Annotated in this window: 22 protein-coding genes; 17 read left to right on the plus strand and 5 right to left on the minus strand. The window is 59.5% G+C overall.

All coding sequences use genetic code 11. The annotated features are described in order from the left end of the window. Positions 1-9: 9 nt before the first annotated feature. The 3 genes from AC07RZ_RS05535 to ppk1 all read right to left on the minus strand — a co-directional run bounded on the left by AC07RZ_RS05535 (position 10) and on the right by ppk1 (position 4,051). On the minus strand, positions 10-1,245 hold the full coding sequence (locus AC07RZ_RS05535; protein WP_494667212.1) for a polyhydroxyalkanoate depolymerase: 1,236 nt from the start codon (positions 1,243-1,245) through the stop codon (positions 10-12). A 189-nt stretch (positions 1,246-1,434) separates the two neighbouring features. Continuing rightward, on the minus strand, positions 1,435-1,893 hold the full coding sequence (locus tag AC07RZ_RS05540; protein WP_144736876.1) for a histidine phosphatase family protein: 459 nt from the start codon (positions 1,891-1,893) through the stop codon (positions 1,435-1,437). A 13-nt stretch (positions 1,894-1,906) separates the two neighbouring features. Then, complete coding sequence (gene ppk1 / locus AC07RZ_RS05545; protein WP_494667213.1) at positions 1,907-4,051, minus strand: polyphosphate kinase 1; 2,145 nt, start codon at positions 4,049-4,051, stop codon at positions 1,907-1,909. 345 nt (positions 4,052-4,396) lie between these two features. Here ppk1 and pstS point away from each other — a divergent pair, with 345 nt between their 5' ends. The 8 genes from pstS (at position 4,397) to AC07RZ_RS05585 (ending at position 12,371) form a co-directional block, all read left to right on the plus strand. Then, positions 4,397-5,440 carry a phosphate ABC transporter substrate-binding protein PstS gene (pstS, locus tag AC07RZ_RS05550; protein WP_494667214.1) on the plus strand — a complete coding sequence of 348 codons (1,044 nt, stop codon included), beginning with the start codon at positions 4,397-4,399 and terminating at the stop codon, positions 5,438-5,440. A gap of 275 nt (positions 5,441-5,715) precedes the next feature. After that, on the plus strand, positions 5,716-6,723 hold the full coding sequence (gene pstC, locus AC07RZ_RS05555) for a phosphate ABC transporter permease subunit PstC (protein WP_254784932.1): 1,008 nt from the start codon (positions 5,716-5,718) through the stop codon (positions 6,721-6,723). Then, on the plus strand, positions 6,720-7,613 hold the full coding sequence (gene pstA, locus AC07RZ_RS05560) for a phosphate ABC transporter permease PstA (protein ID WP_494667215.1): 894 nt from the start codon (positions 6,720-6,722) through the stop codon (positions 7,611-7,613). Before pstC ends, pstA begins: the two co-directional genes overlap by 4 nt. Before the next feature lie 38 nt (positions 7,614-7,651). Next, the gene (gene pstB / locus AC07RZ_RS05565) at positions 7,652-8,440 is read left to right on the plus strand and encodes a phosphate ABC transporter ATP-binding protein PstB (RefSeq protein WP_494667216.1); all 789 of its coding nucleotides are present in this window, start codon (positions 7,652-7,654) and stop codon (positions 8,438-8,440) included. A 49-nt stretch (positions 8,441-8,489) separates the two neighbouring features. Continuing rightward, the gene (phoU, locus tag AC07RZ_RS05570) at positions 8,490-9,194 is read left to right on the plus strand and encodes a phosphate signaling complex protein PhoU (protein WP_494667217.1); all 705 of its coding nucleotides are present in this window, start codon (positions 8,490-8,492) and stop codon (positions 9,192-9,194) included. Positions 9,195-9,219: 25 nt separating this feature from the next. Next, a complete protein-coding gene (locus AC07RZ_RS05575) occupies positions 9,220-9,909 on the plus strand; it encodes a winged helix-turn-helix domain-containing protein (protein ID WP_144736864.1) in 690 nt (229 codons plus the stop codon). Between the two features lie 87 nt (positions 9,910-9,996). Beyond that, positions 9,997-11,301 carry a phosphate regulon sensor histidine kinase PhoR gene (gene phoR / locus AC07RZ_RS05580; protein ID WP_494667218.1) on the plus strand — a complete coding sequence of 435 codons (1,305 nt, stop codon included), beginning with the start codon at positions 9,997-9,999 and terminating at the stop codon, positions 11,299-11,301. A 146-nt stretch (positions 11,302-11,447) separates the two neighbouring features. Then, entirely contained in the window at positions 11,448-12,371 is a 924-nt protein-coding gene (locus AC07RZ_RS05585) for a patatin-like phospholipase family protein (protein WP_494667219.1), read from the plus strand. Positions 12,372-12,467: 96 nt separating this feature from the next. Here AC07RZ_RS05585 and AC07RZ_RS05590 read toward each other — a convergent pair whose 3' ends face one another. Next, positions 12,468-12,920 carry a C40 family peptidase gene (locus AC07RZ_RS05590; protein ID WP_494667276.1) on the minus strand — a complete coding sequence of 151 codons (453 nt, stop codon included), beginning with the start codon at positions 12,918-12,920 and terminating at the stop codon, positions 12,468-12,470. 385 nt (positions 12,921-13,305) lie between these two features. On the opposite strand from AC07RZ_RS05590, the gene AC07RZ_RS05595 reads away from it, so the two are divergent. The 5 genes from AC07RZ_RS05595 to AC07RZ_RS05615 all read left to right on the plus strand — a co-directional run bounded on the left by AC07RZ_RS05595 (position 13,306) and on the right by AC07RZ_RS05615 (position 19,694). Continuing rightward, positions 13,306-13,713, plus strand: a complete 408-nt coding sequence (locus AC07RZ_RS05595; RefSeq protein WP_092394141.1) for a GlcG/HbpS family heme-binding protein — start codon at positions 13,306-13,308, stop codon at positions 13,711-13,713. A 373-nt stretch (positions 13,714-14,086) separates the two neighbouring features. Further along, complete coding sequence (carA, locus tag AC07RZ_RS05600; RefSeq protein ID WP_092394350.1) at positions 14,087-15,265, plus strand: glutamine-hydrolyzing carbamoyl-phosphate synthase small subunit; 1,179 nt, start codon at positions 14,087-14,089, stop codon at positions 15,263-15,265. Further along, positions 15,258-18,479: a carbamoyl-phosphate synthase large subunit gene (carB, locus tag AC07RZ_RS05605; protein ID WP_494667220.1), complete on the plus strand. Its 3,222-nt coding sequence runs from the start codon at positions 15,258-15,260 to the stop codon at positions 18,477-18,479. Before carA ends, carB begins: the two co-directional genes overlap by 8 nt. Before the next feature lie 217 nt (positions 18,480-18,696). Next, positions 18,697-19,173, plus strand: coding sequence for a transcription elongation factor GreA (gene greA, locus AC07RZ_RS05610; protein WP_092394134.1), 477 nt, complete (start codon positions 18,697-18,699; stop codon positions 19,171-19,173). Between the two features lie 65 nt (positions 19,174-19,238). Then, complete coding sequence (locus tag AC07RZ_RS05615) at positions 19,239-19,694, plus strand: DUF4149 domain-containing protein (protein ID WP_494667221.1); 456 nt, start codon at positions 19,239-19,241, stop codon at positions 19,692-19,694. A 49-nt stretch (positions 19,695-19,743) separates the two neighbouring features. Here AC07RZ_RS05615 and AC07RZ_RS05620 read toward each other — a convergent pair whose 3' ends face one another. Further along, the gene (locus tag AC07RZ_RS05620) at positions 19,744-20,214 is read right to left on the minus strand and encodes a YhbY family RNA-binding protein (RefSeq protein WP_144736850.1); all 471 of its coding nucleotides are present in this window, start codon (positions 20,212-20,214) and stop codon (positions 19,744-19,746) included. Positions 20,215-20,245: 31 nt separating this feature from the next. On the opposite strand from AC07RZ_RS05620, the gene AC07RZ_RS05625 reads away from it, so the two are divergent. The 4 genes from AC07RZ_RS05625 (at position 20,246) to glmM (ending at position 25,254) form a co-directional block, all read left to right on the plus strand. After that, positions 20,246-20,890 carry an RlmE family RNA methyltransferase gene (locus tag AC07RZ_RS05625; protein WP_494667222.1) on the plus strand — a complete coding sequence of 215 codons (645 nt, stop codon included), beginning with the start codon at positions 20,246-20,248 and terminating at the stop codon, positions 20,888-20,890. Between the two features lie 136 nt (positions 20,891-21,026). Further along, the gene (gene ftsH / locus AC07RZ_RS05630; RefSeq protein WP_092394123.1) at positions 21,027-22,913 is read left to right on the plus strand and encodes an ATP-dependent zinc metalloprotease FtsH; all 1,887 of its coding nucleotides are present in this window, start codon (positions 21,027-21,029) and stop codon (positions 22,911-22,913) included. A gap of 112 nt (positions 22,914-23,025) precedes the next feature. Then, entirely contained in the window at positions 23,026-23,871 is an 846-nt protein-coding gene (gene folP, locus AC07RZ_RS05635; RefSeq protein ID WP_494667223.1) for a dihydropteroate synthase, read from the plus strand. Between the two features lie 45 nt (positions 23,872-23,916). Continuing rightward, a complete protein-coding gene (gene glmM, locus AC07RZ_RS05640) occupies positions 23,917-25,254 on the plus strand; it encodes a phosphoglucosamine mutase (protein WP_092394117.1) in 1,338 nt (445 codons plus the stop codon). Positions 25,255-25,256: the final 2 nt, after the last annotated feature.

The following is a 25,256-nucleotide window of genomic DNA, read 5'->3' on the forward strand; positions in this document are numbered from 1 at the left end:
AGGGCTTGCTTAAGCGTTGTCCTTGATAAAGGCGGTGATTTTCGGGCAAATCAGTTCGCGCCAGCGGCGGCCCGAAAAAATCCCGTAGTGGCCGCACTTTTCGGCGGTGTAGTGCTGTTTTTTCGATTTCGGGATGGAACTGCACAGGTCGTGCGCGGCCTGGGTTTGTCCGGGGCCGGAAATGTCGTCCAGCTCGCCTTCGATGGTAAACAGCGCCACGCTCTTGATATCCTGCGGCCGCACCAGCTTGCCTCCGACCTCCCAGGTGCCGTGCGGCAGGGCGAAATCCTGGAACACGGTCTTGATGGTTTCCAGGTAGTACTCGGCCGGCATGTCCAGCACCGCGTTGTACTCGTTATAGAACTTGCGGTGGCTGTCGGCCGATTCGTTGTCGCCTTCGCGCAGGTGCATGTAGAAATCCCAATGGCTCTGGGCATGGCGGCTCGGATTCATCGCGACGAATCCGGCATGCTGCAGGAAGCCGGGGTAGACCATGCGGCCGAAACCAGGATAATTGGACGGCACACTGTAGATCACGGTGTTCTCGAACCAGCTGAACGGCTTCTCGGTGGCCAGGTTGTTGACGTCGGTCGGCGATTTGCGCGGATCGATAGGGCCGCCCATCATGGTCATGCTCTTTGGCAAGTGGCTGTCCTTGGCGCTTGCCATCAGCGAGATTGCGGCAAGTACCGGGACGGTCGGCTGGCAGACTGATACCACATGCAGGTCCGGCCCCAGCTGGCGGATGAAATCCTGTATGTAATATATATAGTCGTGCAAATGAAAAGGGCCGTCGCTGGCCGGCACCATGCGGGCGTCGGTCCAGTCGGTGATATAGACGTCGTGTTCCGGCAGCAGGCCGCGCACGGTGTCGCGCAGCAGGGTCGAATGATGGCCGGACAACGGGGCGACCAGCAATATGGTCGGCTGCTTGAGGGCGGCCAGTTCCTTGTTGCCCAGGTCTTTCTTGAAATGCAGCAGGCGGCAGAACGGCCGGGTGGTGGTTACTTCCTCGATGATCCTGACAGGCTTGTCGTTGACCAGCGTGCTGTCGATTTCGAATTCAGGTTTTTCATACTGCTTGCCGAGGCGGTACATCAATTCGTAGCCGGCGGCGATGCGCTGCGCGAACGGCGTGTGGGAAAGCGGCGAGATCGGGTCGGTGAAGAGCCTGCTGCCGGCATCGGCCCATTGCACAAGCGGATGGAGTAAAGAGCGGTTGAATTCGTGAAATTGGTAGAGCATGCATTACCTCTTGGGTGGTCCACTACAACATGGTTGCTTATAACGCAACTTGCCTGTCATTTTATCTTATGCAAGGAAATGCCGCAGAAATCCTGTAGTTTAACAACAACGACAGAAAAACAGGATAAACGATTTGGGCGCAAATATACCACTTACGGCTTCCCGCCACCTTGGTTTTCAGCGTGTTTTTTACTTGGCGATCAAGTCCGGCGACATGACCGCTTTCAGGTAGTTGGTGGTGATGTCGCCCCGTTCGCGCTGGGCAATCCACCAGACATTGCCTTTCCTGATCGACCATTCCTGCATCTGGCCCGCCACCAGCAAGGCGGCGGCCTGGCCCAGCGTCGGCTGGTGGCCGATGATCAGCACCGGTTCGCGGCTGTTGGGCCAGTTGGCTGCCGCCAGCAGCTGCTCGGCGCTGCAGTCGGGAGCGAGGTCGGGATGGGTCTTGAATTTGCGGCCCAGCGCTTCCGCCGTCTGCACCGTGCGGGTGGCCGGACTGCTGATGATCTTGCAACTGTGCGGCAGGTTGCGGTCCAGCCAGTCTGCCATCTTCCAGGCTTGCTTGTGGCCCTTGCCGGTGAGGGCGCGGCCCTCGTCCGGCTCGCCGATTTCTGCCTCCGCGTGCCGCCATAGGATCAGTTCCATGATGTGCCCTTGCTCACTTGTTTGTGTAATGCGTAGGGGAAAGCGCGCCTAAAGCCAGCATCAGATGTCGTTGCGCACTGTATTGTTTCTGTCTCCGGTGAGGCTTGTTCTTGTGCCAGTTGCCGTCGGACCCGAGGCTCCAGGCATTGGTGTTGTCTTTAAGGTAAGGAGTCAGGCCCTCGTTGATGACCCTTCTCTTGAGCGCCTTGTCGAGCACCGGGAAGGCGACTTCGACCCGCCGGAACAGATTGCGGTTCATCCAGTCGGCGCTGGCCAGGTAGACATCGTGCTGCAGGTTGTTGCGGAAATAATAAATGCGGCTATGTTCCAGGAAGCGGCCGATGATGGAGCGCACGTGGATATTCTCGGACAGCCCGGGCACGCCTGGCCTGAGCGCGCAGGCGCCGCGCACGACCAGTTCGATCTTGACGCCGTCGGCAGAAGCTTCGTAGAGGGCGCGGATCACGGATTCGTCCAGCAGCGCATTCATCTTGGCGACGATGCGCGCCGGCCGGCCCTTGCGGGCGATCTCGGCTTCATTGTGGATGGCCCGGATGATTTCCTTTTGCAGCAGGAACGGCGCCAGCCACAAGTACTCCATTTTCTTGGGTTTGGTCAGGCTGGTCAGGTGCAGGAAGACTTCATTGACTTCGGTGGCCAGCTTCTGGTTCGACGTCAGCAAGCCGAAGTCGGTGTAAAGCTTGGTGGTGGTCGGATGGTAGTTGCCGGTGCCGAGGTGGGCGTAATAGCGCAGTTCGCCGTTGCCGTCCTTGCCGGCTTCGCGCCGGATCACCAGCGACAGCTTGGCGTGGGTCTTGAGGCCGACCACGCCGTAGACCACCTGGGCGCCGGCGCGTTCCAGCTTGTCGGCCCAGTTGATGTTGGCTTCCTCGTCAAAGCGCGCCATCAGCTCGACGATCACCATGACCTCTTTACCGCGCTGGGCCGCGACAATCAGCGCTTCCATCAGGTCGGAGTTCATGCCGGTGCGGTAAATGGTTTGCTTGATTGCTACCACATTGCTGTCAAATGCCGCGGAACGGACAAAATCGACCACCGGCTGGAACGACTGGAACGGATGGTGCAACAGCACGTCTTTCTGTTGCAGCTGCTCGAAAATGTCGTTGCCGTTGTCCAGGTGCAGCGGCAAACCTGGCGCAAACGGCGGGAAACGCAGGCTGGCGTCGCTGATCTGGTCGATCATTTCCGACAAGCGCACCATGTTCACCGGGCCATCGACCGCGTACAGGCGGTTGGCGGCGATGCCGAATTGGTCGAGCAGGAACTGGGACAGGTGCGGCGGACAGCTGCGGGCCACCTCGAGCCGCACCGCAACCCCGAACTGGCGGCTCTGCAGCTCGCTCTGCAGCGCCTGGCGCAGGTTCTTGACTTCTTCTTCGTCGACCCACAGGTCGCTGTTGCGGGTTACCCGGAATTGCGAATAAGCCAATATCTGGCGGCCGACGAAAAGATCGCCTATGTGGGCGTGGATGATGGACGACAGCAGGCAAAACGAGGCGCCGCCGGGCGACAGCACGTCCGGCAGCTTGATCACGCGCGGCAAAACGCGCGGCGCCTTGATGATGGCGATCGAGGTGCTGCGTCCGAACGCATCTTTACCCGCCATTTCGACAATGAAATTCAGGCTCTTGTTCAATACCTGGGGAAAGGGGTGGGCCGGATCCAGCCCTATGGGAGTCAGCAGGGGGCGGATTTCCTGCTCGAAGAAGGATTTTACCCATGCCCGCTGCTCTTCGTTGCGGTCGCTGTGCCGCAGCAGGTGGATATGGCTGGCCGACAGCTGCGGCAAAATGGTCTGGTTCAGGAGGGCGTACTGGCGGTCGACGATCTGATGACACTCTACGCTGGTGCGCTCAAGCGCCGCGGCCAATGCCGGCGACTCGGCGCTGACGCCTTCAACCTGGCTGTTCGCCAGCAGGCTGGCGATCCGTACTTCAAAGAATTCGTCGAGATTGTTGCTTACTATGCATAAATATCGCAATCGCTCCAGCAGCGGCACATGCCGGTCCTCGGCCTGGGCCATGACGCGCCGGTTGAAGGCCAGTTGCGACAGTTCGCGATTCAGATAGCTTGGGTTGGCGCCTAATCTGGCGCTGGGGTGCTTTGAGTCATCGTCCGGCTTGGTTTTCTTATTCATGAATCAGGCAACAGGTCTGATGGTTACGGCGCAGTGTATGCATTGAATATGACAGCTTCATGAAGAAAAAGGAAGCGTCGCAGGGGGGCTTGGCATTCCGAGGCGGCGCCGGGATGAAGAAAATATTACGACGTAACAGGCTTTTCTGCCTGTTTTTCATGACTTTTCTGACAATTTAATGACATTCACATTCATTTTCCACTCGTCATAAAGCTGTCATAAATCTTGGTTAGAGTTCGCCCTGTCTCAGGGGCTGTTGTGAAATCGGCTTCCTTGCAAGGAGATGGATTTCACAACAGTCTCGACTTGGGCACACCACATCTATAGTCAACAAGGGAGTAACAAATGCGATTGAATCACTTCGTTAAAGCCGCCATCCTGGCAATGGGTTCGACACTGGCGGTTTCTTCGGTCATGGCAGCGGAAATCACCGGCGCCGGCGCTTCTTTTCCTTACCCGATCTACTCCAAATGGGCTGAAGCCTACAAAACCGCAACCGGCAACAGCCTGAACTATCAATCGATCGGCTCCGGCGGCGGCATCAAGCAGATCAAGGCGAAAACCGTAGATTTCGGCGCTTCCGACATGCCCTTGAAGGTAGAAGACCTGAACGCCGACAACCTGGCGCAGTTCCCGGCGATCATGGGCGGCGTGGTGCCGGTCGTTAACCTGGATGGCGTTACTCCTGGCCAAGTCAAGCTGACCGGCCCTGTGCTGGCTGACATCTACCTGGGCAAGATCACCAAATGGAATGCGCCTGAAATCACGGCCCTCAATCCAGGCGTGAAACTGCCGGCCGACGACATCACCGTGGTGTACCGCGCTGACGGCTCCGGCACGTCGTTCGTGTTCACCAGCTACCTGTCGAAGACCAGCCCTGCGTTCAAGACCGGCGTTGGCGCCGGCACTGCGGTCAAATGGCCGGTCGGCGTGGGCGGCAAGGGTAACGAAGGCGTCGCTGCCAACGTGCAAAAGATCAAGGGTTCGATCGGTTATGTTGAATACGCTTATGCCAAGAAAAACAAGCTGCAGCATACCCAGCTGAAAAATCGCGACGGCGGCTTCGTGCAACCGGACGACGAGACTTTCAAGGCTGCCGCGGCCGGCGCCGACTGGGCCAAGACGCCAGGTTTCGCGGTGGATTTCACCGACGCAGCCGGCAAGAGCAGCTGGCCTATCACCAGCGCTTCGTTCATCCTGATCCACAAAACCCAGGCCGACGCTGCCAAGGGCAAGGAAGTCCTGAAGTTCTTTGAGTGGGCATACAAGAACGGCGGCGCTTCTGCTACGGAACTGGACTATGTCGCGATTCCTGCATCGGTGGTGAAACTGGTGGAAGAATCCTGGAAAGCCCAGATCAAGGATAACGCCGGTAAAGCCGTTTGGTAATCGTCCTGCCTTGGTACGTGCTTGAGCCGGCTCAAGCACGTACTGCAAGTATTGTTCGTGTCGCAAGTGTTGAAAATGCTGGTTGTTGAAGATACGCGTGGCGGACAGTTGTTCGGGGAATGTCGAAGAACTGTCCGCATCGTTGAATGTTATTGGATCACCTAGTCTCCACGCGAAATATCTCCAGGTCGAGCGCGGTCTGGCAGTTGAAATTTCCGCCGCCGCTCCTTATTCTTCATTGGATATCGCTACTCATGAGTGCAAATATTCCTGTCATGGCACAATCGATCTCACCCCAGGCAATCAGCGCTGAAGAAGCGGGTTTATCGCATCAGAGCCTGCTTGCCGCGATGCGCAAGCAGCGCATCCAGGATTTTCTTTTCCACAAGGTCACGCTGCTGTTTTCGCTGATCGTGCTGCTGGTCTTGCTCGGCATTATCGTCTGCCTGGCGATCGGCGCCTGGCCGGTGTTCCGCGAGTTCGGGCCATCGTTCATCACCACCGTCGAGTGGGATCCGGTCAACGACCACTATGGCGCCATGATCGCCATCGTCGGCACCCTGGTGACCTCGTTCATCGCGCTGGCGATCGCGTTTCCGGTGAGTTTCGGGATCGCCTTGTTCCTCACCGAAATCTGCCCGGCGAAACTGCGCCGCCCGCTGGGCACCGCCGTCGAGCTGCTGGCCGGCGTGCCGAGCATCATCTACGGCATGTGGGGGCTGTTTGTATTCGCCCCGCTGTTTGCCAAATACGGGCAGCCTTTCCTGTCTTCCACGCTTGGCCAGCTGCCGTTGATCGGCGCCTTGTTCAACGGCCCGAAAATGGGCATTGGCTTGCTGACCGCCGGCCTGATCCTGGCGGTGATGATCATCCCATTCATCTCTTCCGTCATGCGGGACGTCTTTGAAGTGGTTCCTGCGGTGCTGAAAGAATCCGCTTACGGCCTCGGCTGCACGCGCTGGGAAGTGGTACGCAAGGTGGTGCTGCCGTACGCCAAGACCGGCGTCGTCGGCGGCGTCATGCTCGGCCTCGGGCGCGCTTTGGGCGAGACCATGGCGGTGACGTTCGTGATCGGCAATGCGCAGCGGCTGTCCTGGTCGCTGTTCGCCTCCGGCAACAGTATTGCCTCGACGCTGGCCAATGAAATCGCCGAGGCTTCCACCACGCTGCACGTATCGGCCTTGTTTGCGCTAGGCCTGATCCTGTTCGTGATTACCTTCATTGTCTTGTCGATCGCCAAAATCATGTTGATGGGCATGTCCCGTAAAGAAGGTGCCAAATGAAGAATTCCCTGCAAGCGGATGCCGATATCCAGGCTAACCCGCTGGTCAACCCGGTCTACCGCAAGCGCCTGCTGATGCATCGTTTCGGCATGGTGCTGTCATTCCTGGCGATGGCCTTGGGCATAGCCGTGCTGGCCTGGATCCTGGCGACGCTGGTGATCAAAGGTTTCGGCGCGCTGAACCTCGGCATCCTGACGCAAAACACGCCGGCCCCGGGTTCCGGCGCCGGCGGCTTGCTGAACCCGATCATCGGCAGCCTGATGCTGGTGGGGCTGGCGACCGTGATCAGCACCCCGGTCGGCATCCTGGCCGGCATCTACCTGGCCGAATACGGCGAAGAGAGCAAGCTGGCGCAGGTGACGCGTTTTGTGACCGACATCATGCTGTCGGCGCCGTCGATCGTGATCGGCTTGTTTGTCTACGCCATCTACGTTGCCAAGGTCGGCCATTTCTCGGGCTGGGCCGGCACGTTCGCCTTGTCCCTGATTGCGGTGCCGGTGGTGGTGCGCACCACCGACAACATGTTGAAACTGGTACCAGGCAACCTGCGCGAAGCAGCATTCGCACTGGGCGCGCCGCGCTGGAAAGTTGCCTTGCTGGTGCGCCTGCGTGCGGTCAAGGCTGGCGTGGTCACCGGCGTCCTGCTGGCGGTGGCGCGGATTGCCGGCGAAACGGCGCCGTTGCTGTTCACGGCGCTGAACAACCAGTTCTTCAGCACCAACATGAACAAGCCGATTGCCAACCTGCCGGTGGTGATCAGCCAGTTTGCGATGAGCCCGTTCGACAACTGGGTGCCGCTGGCGTGGGGCGGCGCATTGCTGATCACTTTCAGCGTGCTGGCCTTGAACATCGTGTCGCGTTCGCTTTTTAGCCAGAAAATTCCAGGTTAACGAATTTACTCAGATTGCCATCCTTACTGGTCAATATCATGCAAACCTCAATCAAACCGAATACTCTCGACAAGCAGCCGACCATAGAAATCTCGCAGCTGAATTTTTTCTATGGCGCGTTCCAGGGCCTGAAGAATATCAACCTGCATGTCAATGAAAAGAAAGTGACTGCATTCATCGGCCCTTCGGGCTGCGGCAAATCGACCTTGCTGCGCACCCTGAACCGGATGTACGACCTGTACCCGGGCCAGCGCGCGGAAGGCAAGATCATGTACGCTGGCCGCAATATCCTGGAAGCGGGGCAAGACCTGAACATGCTGCGCGCCAAGGTCGGCATGGTGTTCCAGAAGCCGACGCCGTTTCCGATGTCGATCTACGACAACATCGCATTCGGCATCCGCCTGTATGAAAACCTGCCCAAAGGCGAGATGGACGAGCGCGTCGAGTGGGCCTTGTCGAAGGCTGCCCTGTGGGGCGAGGTCAAGGATAAGCTGAGCAAGAGCGGCCTGAGCCTGTCCGGCGGCCAGCAGCAGCGTCTGTGCATCGCGCGCAGCGTGGCGGTGCGCCCCGACGTCTTGCTGCTGGACGAGCCGACCTCGGCGCTGGATCCGATCTCGACCGCCAAGGTGGAAGAGCTGATCAGCGAGCTGAAGCAGGATTACACCATCGCCATCGTGACCCACAACATGCAGCAGGCGGCGCGCTGTTCCGACTACACCGCCTACATGTACCTGGGCGAGCTGGTGGAATTCGGCGAGACCGACCAGATCTTCATGAATCCGGCACGTAAAGAGACGCAAGACTACATCACAGGCCGCTTCGGTTAATGCCAGCGGCAGCCTCAACCTTGACGCGTAAAGAACAGAAGGAAACAAGATGACCGGCGAACACTCTTCAAAACAGTACGACACGGACCTGGAAACCATACGTTCCAAGGTATTGCTCATGGGCGGCCTGGTCGAGCGCCAGTTCCAGGAAGCGATCAACGTTTTCCGCAACGGCAACCTGGATGCGGCGGAGCGCGTCATCAAGGACGACGACCAGGTCAACCGCCTGGAAATCGAGCTGGACGACGCCTGCAGCCACCTGATCGTGCGCCGCCAGCCGACCGCCAACGACCTGCGCACGGTGATGGCGACCATCAAGGTGATCACCGACCTGGAACGGATCGGCGACGAGGCGGCGAAAATCGCGCGCACCGCGATCCATCTGCACAAGCGCGGCGCCGGCACCATCGACCATACCGAAACGGTGCGCGTCATCGCTGTCGGCGCGGCTGACCTGCTGCACGATGCGCTGGATGCGCTGGCGCGCCTGGATGAAAAACAGGCCATGAAGCTGATCGCGCAAGACGAGGTGATCGACCGCGATTTCCGTTCGATCATGCGCAACCTGATTACTTTCATGATGGAAGATCCGCGCACGATTTCGGCGTCGATGGATACCCTGTGGGTGGCCAAGGCGGTCGAGCGCATCGGCGACCATGCCAAGAACATTGCCGAATACGTGATCTATATTGTCGAGGGCAAGGATATCCGCCATACCGATTACGCCACCAGCCAGTTCGATGACGAAGCGTAATGTCATGTCAACCGCGTGTTAAAAAATGGCCGCTGATAAAACATCCATCCTGATCATTGAAGACGAGCCGGCGATTGCCGAACTGATTGGTTTCACCATCAAGGAAGCCGGCTGGACTCCCTCCATCGTGCATACCGCCGCCGACGGCTGGGAATTCGTCCAGCGCCGCACGCCGCACCTGGTGCTGCTGGACTGGATGCTGCCGGACCAGAGCGGTTTGCGCCTGCTGTCGCAAATGCGCGCCGACCGCCAGCTGCAGTCCATGCTGATCATGATGCTGACCGCGAAAAGCATGGAAGAGGACAAGATCTCCGGCCTCGACAACGGCGCCGACGACTACATGACCAAGCCGTTTTCGCCGCGTGAGCTGACCTCCCGGGTCAAGGCCTTGCTGCGGCGCAAGGGGACTGACGAAGTCCCAGGAATGATGTCGGCTGGCGCGGTGTCGCTCGATCCGGCCAGCTGTTCGGTGTGCCTGGAAAACCAGAAAATCGATATCGGCCACGCCGAATACCGCCTGCTGAAATTCTTCATGGCCAATCCAGACCGGGTGTTCTCGCGCAGCCAGCTGCTGGACAAGGTCTGGGGCGACCATGTGGTGATCGAAGAACGCACCGTCGATGTCCATGTGCTGCGCCTGCGCAAGGCGCTGCGCGAATCGGAACACCTGATCCGCACGGTGCGCAGCGTCGGCTACATGCTTTCGGCAAAATAGCGCAATATATACAGCTGGGTTTCAAGCGCAGGCCGATTGCCGTGGCCGGGCGCTGTGAACGATGCTCCCCTCGCATAATAGTGATTTATGAATCCACAGATGTTGTTCTGGATCCCGGCATTGCTGCGGATCCTGCTGATCTTTGTCATCTCAGGCGTGGTCTGGGCCTTGTTTGGCGTATTGCCCGGCCTGCTGCTGGGTTTGGCCCTGATGTCGGTTGCGGTTGTGGTGCAGCTGCATTACCTGTTCCGGCTCAGCGGCTGGCTGGATAATCCGCGCAGCGAAAAGCTGCCGGACGGCTGGGGCGCGTGGACCGACATTTTTTCGCGCCTGTACCGCTTGCGGCGCGACGACGAGAAACACCAGACCGAACTGAGCGAGTGGCTGGCCCGCTTCCGCCAGGCCATGCACCTGCTGCCTGACGGCGTTGTCATCATGGACGACGTCCTGTTCCTGGAGTGGTGCAACCCGGCCGCCGAACGCCACCTGGGGCTGCAGCATGGGCGCGATAAAGGCATGCGGGTAACCAACCTGATCCGCACCCCGGATTTCATCGATTACATCATCCTGGGCCGTTACGACCAGCCGCTGACCCTGAGCTTGCGCGAGCGCAAGCTGATCGTGCAGATCATCCCGTTCGAGAACCGGCGCCAGATCCTGGTGACCCATGACGCCACCGAATCGGAAAGGATCGACATGATGCGGCGCGATTTCATCGCCAATGCATCGCACGAATTGCGCACGCCGCTGACCGTGATCAACGGTTTCCTGGAGATCGCGCAGGCCCAGCCCGACCTTGACCGAAAAACCCGCGCTGCCCATTTGCAGCTGATGACGGAACAGGGGCATCGCATGCAGAACCTGATCGGCGACATGCTGACCCTGACGCGGCTGGAATCGATCGACTATCCCTTGCGTCCCGAACCGGTGGACATGCAAGCCATGCTGCGCAGCCTGCTGCTGGAAGCCGAAGTGCTGTCCGCCGGCAAGCACAGCTTTTCGCTGGCGGTCGACGGCCCCGACATCAACGGCAGCAACGACGAGCTGCGCAGCGCTTTCAGCAACCTGATTTCCAACGCAGTCCGCTACACGCCGGCCGGCGGCAAGATCCAGATCTTCTGGCAGAACGGCAAGGCCGGGCCGCAGCTGGTGGTCAGGGATTCCGGCATCGGCATCAGCGCCGAGCATATCTCGCGGCTGACCGAGCGTTTTTACCGTGTCGATAAAAGCCGTTCGCGCGAAACCCAGGGCACCGGCCTCGGCCTGGCGATCGTCAAGCATGTGCTGCTGCGCCATCACGGCAGCCTGGTGGTCGAGTCGCGGCCTGGCGAGGGCAGCGTGTTTACCGTCAAATTGCCGGCAACGTCAATCGTTGCTGCCGTGAAAGATTAAGCGCGATTCCGGCTGCCGGAGCGGTTCGAACTCTTCAACATCGGCTACAATTCTGCGGCGGCACTTGCCGCCGGCCGCGTTCGTTGTCGATGATTGACAGCGTTTGCGCTTCTTCTTCATCTTGCTCAATGTCCCGCCTCCCTCTTATGTCCTTGCCACGCTTATTGCCGCCCCTGAGCCTCGTTTTATGCGTATTGCTGGCCGCTTGCGGCAGCAACCCGATCGCGCCGCCGGCGCCGCCGGTGGCGGTTGCCCCGATTGTCCAGCCGAAAGTCCCCAAGCCAGTCAAGATCGGCCTGGCGCTGGGCGGCGGCGCTGCCCGCGGTTTTGCCCATATCGGCGTGATCAAGGCGCTGGAAGCGCAGGGGATCGTGCCGGACATCGTGGTCGGCACCAGCGCCGGCAGCGTGGTCGGCGCGCTGTATGCGGCCGGCAATAACGGCTTTGCGCTGCAGAAGATCGCCTTGCAGATGGACGAAGCCGCCATTTCCGACTGGTCGGTGCCGTTTTTTGCCAAGGTCAGCGGCGTGCTGAAGGGAGAGGCGATCCAGAACTATGTCAACAAGACCATCCGCAATGTGCCTATCGAAAAGCTGAAAATCCCGTTTGGCGCAGTCGCCACCGATTTGAACAGCGGCGCGCCGATCCTGTTCCGCCGCGGCAATACCGGAGTTGCGGTGCGGGCTTCTTCGGCGGTGCCGGGCGTGTTCCAGTCGGTGAACATCGGCGGCCACCTGTATGTCGATGGCGGCCTGGTGTCGCCGGTGCCGGTGCGTTTTGCCCATGAAATGGGGGCGGATTTCGTGATTGCCGTGAATATTTCGGCCTCGCCGGAAGTGCAGGCCGCTTCCAGTTCGGTCGATGTGCTGCTGCAGACTTTCGCCATCATGGGGCAAAGCATCAATAGCTACGAATTGAAAGACGCGGACATTGTCATTCGTCCCGACCTGGGGGCGATGAAGGGCAACGACTTCGCCGCGCGCAACACTGCGATCCTGGCCGGCGAGCAGGCGGCGATGGCGCAGATGGCGGCCATCAAGAAGAAATTGAAGGAAAAGCGCGAGGAATAAGAGTGCATGGCGGGAGCCAAGCCAAGGCCAAGCGAGCGCCGAGAAAAAAGCCCCTGGCAGTCTTTGGCTGGCAGGGGCTTTTTGCCGGTAGGGCGGTTATTGATGGTTGTCGCTGTCAGGCTCTGGATCGTTGATGCGGCGCGCGCCGTTAAAGCGCGATTTCCAGTAAGCCAGGTCCATGCTTTCGATGCGGACTTTGCCGCCGGAGGACGGGGCATGGATGAACTTGTTGTCGCCCAGGTAGATGCCGACGTGGGAGAAGCTGCGGCGCAGCGTGTTATAGAACACCAGGTCGCCCGGCTTCAAGTCCTGCTTGTCGATTTTTTCGCCGCTGCGGCTCAGTTCGGCTGCCGTGCGCGGGACATTGACGCCCCATGCATCCTTGAAAACATAACGTACCAGGCCGCTGCAATCGAGGCCGTTTTCCGGGTTATTGCCACCGTATTTGTAGTGAATGCCGATCATGCCCATTGCGCTTACAGCCAGGTCCGACGCCCGATCGGTAAATTGCTGGAGTTTGCTGCGGGTGCTGCTCGGTTGCGGCCGCATGTCGATATCGGTGATATCGGAAGCGCGGGCGGGGCTGCACAGCCATAAGCCGGCGAGCAGCGCACAAGCGAGCGCGAAGGTCTGGAATAGGGGGAAAGCTTCTTTGATCGTCATCGTTACGGGTGGGCGTGGGGACATTACGATCGCACGAATGTAAGTGAATAAGAGGTACCTGTCAAACTTGGCAGGCGGCGGGGCAAACCATATCATATCAAAACATTAATTAAAATCAGATAAAATCCAAACGGCGGCACGGACTTTCCTGATTTGGATTTTCTTCCAAGCAAATATCGCGCCAGAAATAATCTGCCCGGAATGACGGCGGCGCGGATGCCTATTGCAGAGCACTAAAGTACAATAATCAGTTATTTCACAAGGAGCAAAAATGAAATCCAAACAAGTGTTGACACTCGACGATGTCAAGAAAATCGCTGCGGCTGCAGAGGCTGAGGCGGTGAAGAACCGCTGGGCTGTGACAATTTCGATCGTTGACGATGGCGGCCACTTGCTGTGGCTGCAGCGGCTGGACGGCTGCGCGCCGATTTCGGCCCATATTGCGCCGGCCAAGGCCAAGACCGCTGCGCTGGGCCAGCGCGAATCGAAGATCTACGAAGACATGATCAACAATGGCCGTTTCTCGTTCATTACTGCACCAAACCTGGAAGGTTTGCTGGAGGGCGGGGTGCCTATCGTGGTCGGCGGCGAATATCTTGGTGCGGTCGGCGTTTCCGGCGTGAAGTCGAGCGAAGACGTGCAAATCGCCAAGGCTGGCATTGCCGCTTTGAGCGCCTGATCCGGGACCGGGGGTCACGGTCAGCTGCCGCGGCTTGCCGGTTCGGAATGCCGGACCGGCAAGCTGACCAATATTGTCTGCGGCATCCTCTGTTGCGGCGCTGTTTGTCAGTTAAGTTGTCAATTACATCATCGCCGCATGTCTTTACTAATTATTTATACAAAAACCCTCGGCTTGGCGCCGGATCGGATTGCCGGGCAGGTCGTTGTCGGCTATAATTGCAGGGTTTAGCCCAATTTACTCCGCCGTAGCGCATACCACCTTCCATCTCGTCCCAAAAAGACTAATAAAGCCGCCAAATCAACACTGTTTGGGGTTTCATAGCGGTCGTTTGGCGCAGCGCAGCGGCGGTAACAACATCAGGAGTTACCCCTTGCAGCCATTTTTTTCTGGCCTCACCGTACCGGCCATCCTCGCGCTAGCAGATGGGACGATTTTCCAAGGTATTTCCATTGGCGCTGCCGGTCATACGACTGGCGAGGTCGTATTCAATACCGCCATGACCGGCTACCAGGAAATCCTCACCGATCCAAGCTACAGCCGCCAGATCGTCACCCTTACTTATCCGCATATCGGCAATACCGGCGTCAATGAAGAAGATGTCGAATCTTCGCAGATCCACGCCGCCGGCCTCATCATCCGCGACCTGCCGCGCCTGGTCTCGAATTTCCGTTCCACCAAGACCCTCGACGCCTACCTGCAGGAATCGAATATCGTCGCCATCGCCGGCATCGATACCCGCAAGCTGACCCGCATCTTGCGTGAAAAGGGTGCGCAGGGCGGCGCCATCGTCGCCGGCGAACAGGACATCGCCGCCGCCACCGCCAAGGCGCTGGAACTGGCGCGCGGCTTCCCCGGCCTAGCCGGCATGGACCTGGCCAAGGTGGTTTCGACCACCAAGGCTTACAGCTGGAGCCAGACAGAATGGCGCCTCGGCCGCGGCTACGACCAGCAGATCACGCCTAAGTACCACGTGGTGGCGTTCGACTACGGCGTCAAGTTCAACATCCTGCGCATGCTGGCGCAGCGCGGCTGCAAGATCACCGTGCTGCCGGCCCAGGCTTCGGCTGCCGATGCGCTGGCGCTCAACCCGGACGGGATTTTCCTGTCCAACGGCCCCGGCGACCCGGAGCCTTGCGACTACGCGATCGCCGCCACCAAGGAACTGATCGAGCGCGGCGTGCCGACCTTCGGCATCTGCCTCGGCCACCAGATCATGGCGCTGGCCTCCGGCGCCAAGACGCTGAAGATGAAGTTCGGCCACCACGGCGCCAATCATCCGGTGCAGGACCTGGACAGCAAGCAAGTGCTGATCACTTCGCAAAACCACGGTTTTGCAGTGGATGGCGCTACCTTGCCGGCCAATTGCCGCGTCACCCACGTTTCCTTGTTCGACGGTTCGCTGCAGGGTTTCGCCCGCACCGACAAGCCGGCGTTCTGCTTCCAGGGCCACCCGGAAGCGTCGCCCGGCCCGCATGACATCGCCCCCTTGTTCGATCGTTTCATTCAATTGATGAATCAAACGATGTTGGAGAAAAATAAAAATGCCTAAGCGTAGTGATTTAAAAAGTATCCTGATCATCGGCGCCGGCCCGATCATCATCGGCCAGGCTTGCGAGTTCGACTACTCCGGCGCACAGGCTTGCAAGGCGCTGCGCGAAGAGGGTTACAAGGTGATCCTGGTCAACAGCAACCCGGCTACCATCATGACCGACCCGGAAATGGCCGATGTCACCTACATCGAGCCGATTACCTGGCAAGCGGTGGAGCGCATCATCGCCAAGGAAAAGCCGGACGCGATCCTGCCGACCATGGGCGGCCAGACCGCGCTGAACTGCGCGCTGGACCTGCATCGCCACGGCATCCTGGAAAAATACAAGGTTGAACTGATCGGCGCTTCGCCGGAAGCGATCGACAAGGCTGAAGACCGTTCCAAGTTCAAGGCTGCGATGACCAAGATCGGCCTCGGTTCGGCCCGTTCCGGCGTGGCCCACACCATGGAAGAATCGTGGGGCGTGCAGAAGGAGCTCGGCTTCCCGGTCATCATCCGGCCGTCGTTCACCATGGGCGGCACCGGCGGCGGCATCGCCTACAACGCCGAAGAATTCGAAACCATCTGCAAGCGCGGCCTGGAAGCATCGCCGACCAAGGAACTGCTGATCGAAGAATCGCTGATCGGCTGGAAAGAGTACGAGATGGAAGTGGTGCGCGACAAGGCGGACAACTGCATCATCGTCTGCTCGATCGAAAACCTGGATCCGATGGGCGTGCATACCGGCGACTCGATCACGGTAGCGCCGGCGCAAACGCTGACCGACAAGGAATACCAGATCATGCGCAACGCCTCGCTGGCGGTGCTGCGTGAGATCGGCGTCGATACCGGCGGCTCCAACGTGCAGTTCTCGGTCAATCCGGCTGACGGCCGCATGATCGTGATCGAAATGAATCCGCGCGTATCGCGTTCTTCGGCGCTGGCCTCCAAGGCGACCGGTTTCCCGATCGCCAAGATCGCGGCCAAGCTGGCCGTGGGCTTCACGCTGGACGAATTGCGCAATGAAATCACCGGCGGCGCCACGCCGGCATCGTTCGAGCCTTCGATCGACTACGTGGTCACCAAGATCCCGCGTTTTGCGTTTGAAAAATTCCCGACTGCCGACAACCACCTGACGACCCAGATGAAATCGGTGGGCGAAGTGATGGCGATCGGCCGCACCTTCCAGGAATCGTTCCAGAAAGCCTTGCGCGGCCTCGAAGTCGGCGTCGACGGCATGAACGAAAAGACCCAGGACCGCGAAGTCATTGAAGAAGAACTCGGCGAGCCGGGCCCGGACCGCATCTGGTATGTGGGCGATGCGTTCGCCCAGGGTTTCACGCTGGAAGAAGTGCATCAGCTGACCCATATCGATCCGTGGTTCCTGTCGCAGATCAAGGAAATCGTCGATATCGAACTGTGGCTGGAAAACAGCCAGACGCTGGAAGCGCTGGATCGCGACACCTTGTTCCGCCTCAAGCAAAAGGGTTTCGGCGACCGCCGCCTGGCCAAGCTGCTGAAGACGACCGATACCGACGTGCGCAAGAAACGCCTGGCCCTGAATATCCGCCCGGTCTACAAGCGGGTCGACACCTGCGCCGGCGAGTTTTCGACCAATACCGCCTACATGTACTCGACCTACGAGGAAGAGTGCGAATCGAACCCGACCAGCAAGAAGAAAATCATGGTCCTGGGCGGCGGTCCTAACCGCATCGGCCAGGGTATCGAATTCGACTATTGCTGCGTCCATGCGGCGCTGGCGATGCGCGAAGACGGCTACGAGACCATCATGGTCAACTGCAATCCGGAAACCGTGTCGACCGACTACGATACCTCGGACCGCCTGTATTTCGAGCCGGTGACGCTGGAAGACGTGCTGGAAATCGTCGACAAGGAAAAACCGTACGGCGTGATCGTGCAGTACGGCGGCCAGACGCCTTTGAAGCTGGCGCTCGACCTGGAAGCCAACGGCGTGCCTATCGTCGGCACTTCGCCGGACATGATCGACGCCGCCGAAGACCGCGAGCGTTTCCAGAAGCTGCTGCACGACCTGAACTTGCGCCAGCCGCCTAACCGCACCGCGCGCACTGAAGAAGACGCATTACGCCTGGCGCAGGAAATCGGCTATCCGCTGGTGGTGCGTCCGTCCTATGTATTGGGCGGCCGCGCGATGGAAATCGTCCACGAGCAGCGCGACCTCGAGCGCTACATGCGCGAAGCGGTCAAGGTTTCGCACGATTCGCCGGTATTGCTGGACCGCTTCCTGAACGACGCCATCGAAGTCGATGTCGACTGCCTGTCGGACGGCGACCGCACCTTCATCGGCGGCGTCATGGAACATATCGAGCAAGCTGGCGTGCACTCCGGCGATTCGGCCTGTTCGCTGCCGCCTTATTCGCTGGCGCCGGCCACCATCGAAGAGATCAAGCGGCAGACTGCGCTGATGGCCAAGGGCTTGAACGTGGTCGGTTTGATGAACGTGCAGTTTGCGATCCAGCAGATCGACGGCAAGGATGTCGTGTTTGTGCTGGAAGTCAATCCGCGCGCTTCGCGCACCGTGCCGTTCGTATCCAAGGCGACCGGTTTGCAGCTGGCCAAGATTGCAGCCCGCTGCATGGTCGGCCAGTCGCTGGACAGCCAGGGGATCAAGGAAGAAGTGGTGCCGAAGTATTTCAGCGTCAAGGAAGCGGTGTTCCCGTTCGTGAAGTTCCCAGGCGTCGATACCATCCTCGGGCCGGAAATGAAATCGACCGGCGAAGTGATGGGCGTCGGCAAGACCTTCGGCGAAGCGTTCGTCAAGTCGCAGCTCGGCGCCGGCATCAAGCTGCCGAAGTCGGGCAAGGTATTCCTCAGCGTCAAGGGCAGCGACAAGCCGCGCGCGGTGCAGGTAGCCAAGGACCTGGTAGCGATCGGCTTCTCGGTAGTGGCAACCAAGGGTACGGCAGCGGCGATCAGCGCGGCCGGCATCCCGGTGGAAACCGTGAACAAGGTAGTCGAAGGGCGCCCGCACGTGGTCGACATGATCAAGAACAATGAAATTTCATTGGTGATCAACACCGTCGAAGAAAAGCGCAGCGCGATTGTCGATTCGCGGGCGATCCGTACTTCGGCGCTGGCGGCCCATGCCACGACCTACACCACGATTGCCGGTGCAGAAGCGGCGGTCGAGGGGATGCGTCATCTGGACGAGTTGCATGTCTATGATTTACAAGGGCTGCATAAAACCTTACACTAAGGCCAGATCAGGATGTGCCTAGGCGCATCCTGAATCGCTTCCGGGCTGCAATTGGCGCCGGGAAGCCGACGAAACGCACAATTTAGCTACAGAAGTTCCTGCGGAGGTCATCAGCGCATCTTTTCCCGGTGCGTTTTTGACCTCCGTGACCTTTTATCGTGTGCGTGGCGCACCCTGCGTCATAAACCTTATTTAATATTTGTTGAATACCATCCCTATGAGCTCAGTACCTCTTACCAAGCATGGCGCGCAATTGCTGAAAGATGAATTGCATCATTTGAAAACCAAAGAGCGTCAAGCGGTCATCAAGGCCATCGCGGAAGCGCGCGCGCATGGCGATCTTTCGGAAAACGCGGATTACGATGCGGCGAAAGAGCGGCAAGGTTTTGTCGAAGGCCGGATCGCCGACCTGGAAGGGAAGCTGGGCGCCGCGCAGGTTATTGATCCGGCAACGCTGGATGCGGACGGACGCGTAGTGTTCGCCTCTACGGTCGACCTGGAAGACCTGGAGTCGGGCGACAAGGTGACTTATCAGATCGTCGGCACCGATGAAGCCGATATCAAGCTGTCCAAGGTTTCCGTGACTTCGCCGATCGCACGCGCGCTGATCGGCAAGACCGCGGGCGACGTGGTGGGCGTGCAAGCGCCATCCGGCATTCGCGAATATGAAATCCTGGAAGTCCGCTACGTCTAAAGCGTGGCGATGACGGCGCCCGGCGGCGCCAGCGCAGCATTCGATCAGAAAATCCGGGAGCAGCAATGTTTGTAGTGCGATGCAGGTTGTTAGTCGCGACCTTGTGGGTCGGTAGTTTGTGGACGGTAGGCTATCTGGTTGCACCGACCTTGTTCGCCACCTTGCCCGACCGTGTGCTGGCCGGCACCATCGCAGGGAGCCTGTTCCGGATCGAGGCCTGGCTGTCGGTGGCGTGCGGCATAGTCCTGGTCATGCTGTTCAGCTACCGTACCCACGACGATGCGGCGCCGTTGCGCAAGACCCTGATGCGGCTGGCGCTGGCGATGCTGGTTTGCACGCTGGTCGGTTATTTCTGCATCCAGCCGTTCATGGCGGATTTGCGGGAGGCAGCGGCCGGCGGCGTCATGAGCGCCGACGCCAAGACCCGGTTCGGTATCCTGCATGGCGTCGCCAGCGGCATCTACCTGATCCAGAGTTTGCTGGGAGTGGGGCTGGTCCTGCGTTTGCGCAGCTTGCGCTAGGCGGCTGGCCGCCCCGCGCAGGCTGTGGTATTTGCCGAAGCGGCAGGCATCAACGGCCCAATGCGGATTTCTTGCTGCTTTTCTGGCGCGGCTTGGCGCGCTTGATATTGCCGCCCTGGGTCACGCGTTCATTGCCTTTTACCATGACCTTGGTCACCGATGGCCGCTTGGTGCCGCTTGGGCTTGGCTTGACGATGGTCACTTCACGCATGCCCTTGCCACGGCTTTCGCTGCGTTCTTTGGCAGCATCTTTTTGCGGACGGTACAGGACCAGCAGCTTGCCGATGTGTTGTACCGGGGCGGCGCCGAGTTTTTCGCAAATGGTTTCGTAGATGGCAATCCGTGCCTCGCGATCATCACCGAATACACGCACTTTAATCAGGCCATGGGCGTCCAGGCTGGCATCGATCTCTTTCATCAGGGACGGCTTCAAGCCATCTTCGCTGATCAGGACCACCGGATTCAGTCCGTGGGCTTGGGAACGGAGCTCGCTACGCTCGGCGGATGTAAGTTTCAACATAAAAATTCCTTAAAAACGGTATTCTACGCGAATGGCAAAGAAGAAATTAAACAAAAACTGGCTGCACGACCACATTAACGACCCTTATGTGAAGCTGGCGCAGAAAGAAGGCTACCGTGCGCGGGCAGCCTACAAGCTGAAAGAAATCGACGAACTGGACAAGCTGATCAAGCCTGGCCAGATCATTGTCGACCTTGGATCGACCCCGGGCAGCTGGTCGCAATACGCGCGCAACAAGCTGGCTGGCCAGGACGGCGGCGGCATCCACGGCATGATCATCGGCCTGGATATCCTGCCGATGGAGCCGATCGCCGATGTCCATTTCATCCAGGGCGACTTCCGCGAGGCGGACAGCCTGCGCCAGCTGGAGCACCTGCTGGAGGGGCGCAAGGTGGACCTGGTGCTGTCCGACATGGCGCCCAACCTGTCCGGCATCGCCATTTCCGATGCGGCGCGGGTGGAGGAAATTATCGATTTGGCAATTGAGTTTGCGCAGCAGCACATGAAGCCGGGCGGCGCCTTGCTGGCGAAATGTTTCAACGGCACCGGCTACAATGAAGTGTTGATGAAATTCCGCCAGGAATTCAAAACCGTGGCCTCCCGGAAGCCCAAAGCCAGCCGCGACAAGTCCTCGGAAATCTTCTTGCTTGGCAAGATATTGAAAAATCCAAGGTAATTAACAAGTTTTCCTTGATTTATCGTGGGTGCGGCCACATATCCTGCCTAGCAAGCCGTATCTATTCCGAGTAAAATCTAAGGAATACCTCGAAGCTGTACCTATGTCAGGCGCGCAGCGCGTCCAAGGAGTTCTAGTGAACAACATGTTTTCCAAAGCCGCCATCTGGGTGGTCATCGCCCTGGTGCTTTTCACCGTATTCAAGCAGTTCGACGGCCGAGGACTGGCCAGCGGCGCAGGGCCGATTGCCTATTCCGATCTCATCACTGAAATCAGGGCCGGGCATATCACCGATGCGACGATTGAAGGCGGCAACATTGTCGCCAGCACTTCGGACGGCAAGAAAGTGAAAACCGCCATTACGTCGCTGGACCGCGGCTTGATCGGCGACTTGGTCAACAACAACGTCAAATTCGAAGTCAAGCAGCCGGAAGAACCATCGTTCCTGCAGCAGATCTTCATCTCCTGGTTCCCGATGATCCTGCTGCTCGGGGTCTGGATCTTCTTCATGCGGCAGATGCAGGGCGGCGGCAAGGGCGGGGCGTTCTCGTTCGGCAAGTCGAAGGCGCGCATGCTGGATGAAAACAGCAATTCCGTCACCTTTGCCGACGTTGCCGGTTGCGACGAAGCCAAGGAAGAAGTTTCCGAACTGGTCGATTTCCTGCGCGACCCTACCAAATTCCAGAAACTGGGCGGCCGTATTCCGCACGGCGTGCTGATGGTCGGTCCTCCGGGTACTGGTAAGACTTTGCTGGCGCGTGCGATTGCCGGCGAAGCCAAGGTGCCGTTTTTCACCATTTCCGGTTCGGATTTCGTTGAAATGTTTGTCGGCGTCGGCGCATCGCGGGTACGCGACATGTTCGAGAATGCCAAGAAACATGCTCCTTGCATCATTTTCATCGATGAAATCGATGCGGTGGGCCGTCATCGCGGCGCCGGCATGGGCGGCGGCAATGACGAACGCGAACAGACGCTGAACCAGATGCTGGTCGAGATGGATGGCTTCGAGGCCAATTCCGGCGTGATCGTGATCGCTGCCACCAACCGTTCCGACGTGCTGGACAAAGCCTTGCTGCGTCCGGGCCGTTTCGACCGCCAGGTGGTAGTGGGCTTGCCGGACATCCGCGGCCGTGAGCAGATCTTGAACGTGCACATGCGCAAAGTGCCGATTTCGACCGACGTCAAGGCCGATATCCTGGCGCGCGGCACGCCTGGCTTCTCCGGCGCCGACCTGGCCAACCTGGTTAACGAAGCCGCCCTGTTTGCAGCCCGCCGCGCCAAGCGCCTGGTCGAGATGCAGGATTTCGAGGATGCCAAGGACAAGATCGTCATGGGCCCCGAGCGCAAGTCTGCCGTGATGCGTGAAGAAGAACGCCGCAATACGGCGTATCACGAGTCCGGCCATGCCGTGGTCGCGAAGCTGCTGCCGAAAGCCGACCCGGTGCACAAGGTCACCATCATGCCGCGCGGCTTTGCGCTGGGCCTGACCTGGCAATTGCCAGAGCATGACCGCGTCAACATGTACAAGGACAAGATGCTGGAAGAGATCGCCATCCTGTTCGGCGGCCGTATTTCGGAAGAAATCTTCATGCACCAGATGTCGACCGGCGCGTCCAACGACTTCGAGCGCGCTACCAAGCTGGCGCGGGCGATGGTCACCCGTTACGGCATGTCCGAGACCCTGGGCACCATGGTCTATGAAGATACCGAGCAGGACGCGTACTTCGGCCGCATGTCGGCCAAGACCGTGTCGGAAGCAACCCAGCAAAAAGTCGACGCCGAGATCCGCAGCATCCTCGACCAGCAATACGCCTTGTCGCGCCGCCTGCTAGAGGAAAACAAGGACAAGGTCGAAGCCATGACCAAGGCCTTGCTTGACTGGGAAACCATCGACGCTGACCAGATCAACGACATCATGGAAGGCCTGGAGCCGCGCCTGCCGAAAGCCGGCAGCTCGGTGCGCAAGGCGCCTAGCGACAATTCGTCCGGCGGGGTTTCGCCGAACGCCACCGCACCGGCCTGACCTGGCCCGGAGCGCCTGTCTGGCGTCGCGGTTTGTGAAATGACCATCAGCAAGGGTGAGGAGCAATCCTCGCCCTTTTTGTTTATTTTCGCGCTTTCAATAGAATTTCTATATGCAACAGTATTTTCAATGCGGCCGCTACCGGCTGCCGGTCAACACGCCGCAGGCGCGGCCGCTGGTGATGGGCATACTCAACATCACGCCCGATTCGTTTTCCGACGGCGGGCAATTCCATTCGCTCGAATTCGCCTTGTCGCACGCGGAGCAGATGATCGCCGATGGCGTCGACATCATCGACATCGGCGGCGAGTCGAGCCGTCCCGGCAGCCCGGCGCTGTCGCTGGAAGAAGAGCTGGACCGCGTCATGCCGGCGATTTATGCCTTGCGCGATTGCGGCAAGCCGCTCTCCATCGACACCTACAAACCGGCCGTGATGCGCGAAGCGCTCGCCGCCGGCGCCGACCTGATCAACGATATCAACGGCTTGCGCGCGCCTGGCGCCCTGGAAGCTGTAAGCGACAGCGATTGCGGCCTGTGCGTCATGCACATGCAGGCCGATCCGCAAACCATGCAGATCAAGCCCGAGTACCAGGATGTGGTGGCGGAGGTCAGCGCTTTTTTGCATGAGCGGGTGGCGGCGCTGGAGCAGGCCGGGATCGGCCGGAATCGCATCAGCATCGATCCAGGCTTTGGTTTTGGCAAGACCTTGGCGCATAATGTTGCCTTGTTGCAAAGCATGGGAGATATCCAGCGTGCGCTGGATTTGCCCTTGCTGGCAGGCATGTCGCGTAAAACCATGCTGGGACAGCTGACCGGCAAGCCGTTGGAGCGGCGCCTTGCCGGCAGCCTGGCCGCGGCTTTGGCGGCGGTTTCGCAGGGTGCTAAGATAGTCCGGGTGCATGATGTGGCCGAGACGGTGGACGCGCTCAAGGTGTGGCAGGCGGCGCAGCGGACATGAGCAGCAAGACGGTTATGATTGAAATGCATGTGACTGAGGGTTGAGATGACAAGAAAATATTTTGGTACCGATGGCGTGCGCGGGCGCGTCGGCGTAGCGCCGATTACGCCGGATTTTGTAATGAAGCTGGGTTACGCCGCGGGTAAGGTGCTGGCCCAGGCCAAATCGGGAACCGGCAAGCCAACCGTGCTGATCGGTAAAGATACCCGGGTCTCCGGTTATATGCTGGAAGCCGCGCTGGAGGCGGGTTTTGCCGCCGCCGGCGTTGACGTGATGCTGGCAGGCCCCATGCCGACGCCGGCGATTGCCTACCTGACGCGAGCCTTGCGCTTGTCGGCCGGGGTGGTGATTTCAGCGTCGCATAACCCGTATGAAGACAACGGCATCAAATTTTTCTCGGCGCAAGGGAACAAGCTGGCGGACGCGGTGGAAACCGCCATCGAAGTTGCGCTGGAGCTGCCGATGGTTTGCGTGTCGTCGGATAAGCTGGGCAAGGCAAAACGCCTGGACGACGCGCCTGGACGTTATATCGAATTCTGCAAAAGCACGTTCCCCAACGAACTCGACCTGCGCGGACTGACCATCGTGGTCGATAGCGCCCACGGCGCCGCCTATCACATTGCGCCGTATGTCTTCCACGAACTGGGGGCGGAAGTCATTTCTATCGGCAACCAGCCCAACGGCTTCAACATCAACGCCGGTTTCGGCTCCACCGCGCCGGACGCGCTGGCGCTGGCGGTGCGCTCCAACCGTGCGGACATCGGCATTGCGCTGGACGGCGACGCCGACCGCTTGCTGATGGTGGATGCCGGCGGCCGCATCTACAATGGCGACGAGCTGTTGTATGTGATGGTCAAGGACCGCATGAAGACCGGGCCGGTCAAAGGCGCGGTCGGCACCCTGATGACCAACATGGCGCTGGAAGTGGCGTTCCGCCAGATGGGCGTCGAGTTTGCGCGCGCCAAGGTCGGCGACCGTTATGTGCTGGAGGTGATGAAAGAGCGCGGCTGGATCCTCGGCGGCGAGGGCTCCGGCCATCTGCTTTGCCTCGACAAGCATACTACCGGCGACGGCATCGTGTCCGCGCTGCAGGTCTTGTCGGCCTTGAAGCGCGACGGCGAAACGCTGGCGCAGCTGACTGCCGATATGACGCTCTACCCGCAAACCTTGGTCAACGTGAACGTGAGCGCAGGTTTCGACTGGCAGAAGAATCCGGCGATGGTGGCGGAGAAAGAAGCGGTCGAGCGTGAGCTCGGCGATAACGGGCGCGTACTGATCCGCGCCTCGGGCACCGAGCCGCTGATACGCGTCATGGTCGAAGCCAAGGATGCTGACCTGGCGCAAGCGATGGCGCGCCGGATCGCCGCTAAAGTCACTTCCTGACG

The organism is Collimonas sp. GW821-FHT07E08 (assembly GCF_059418905.1).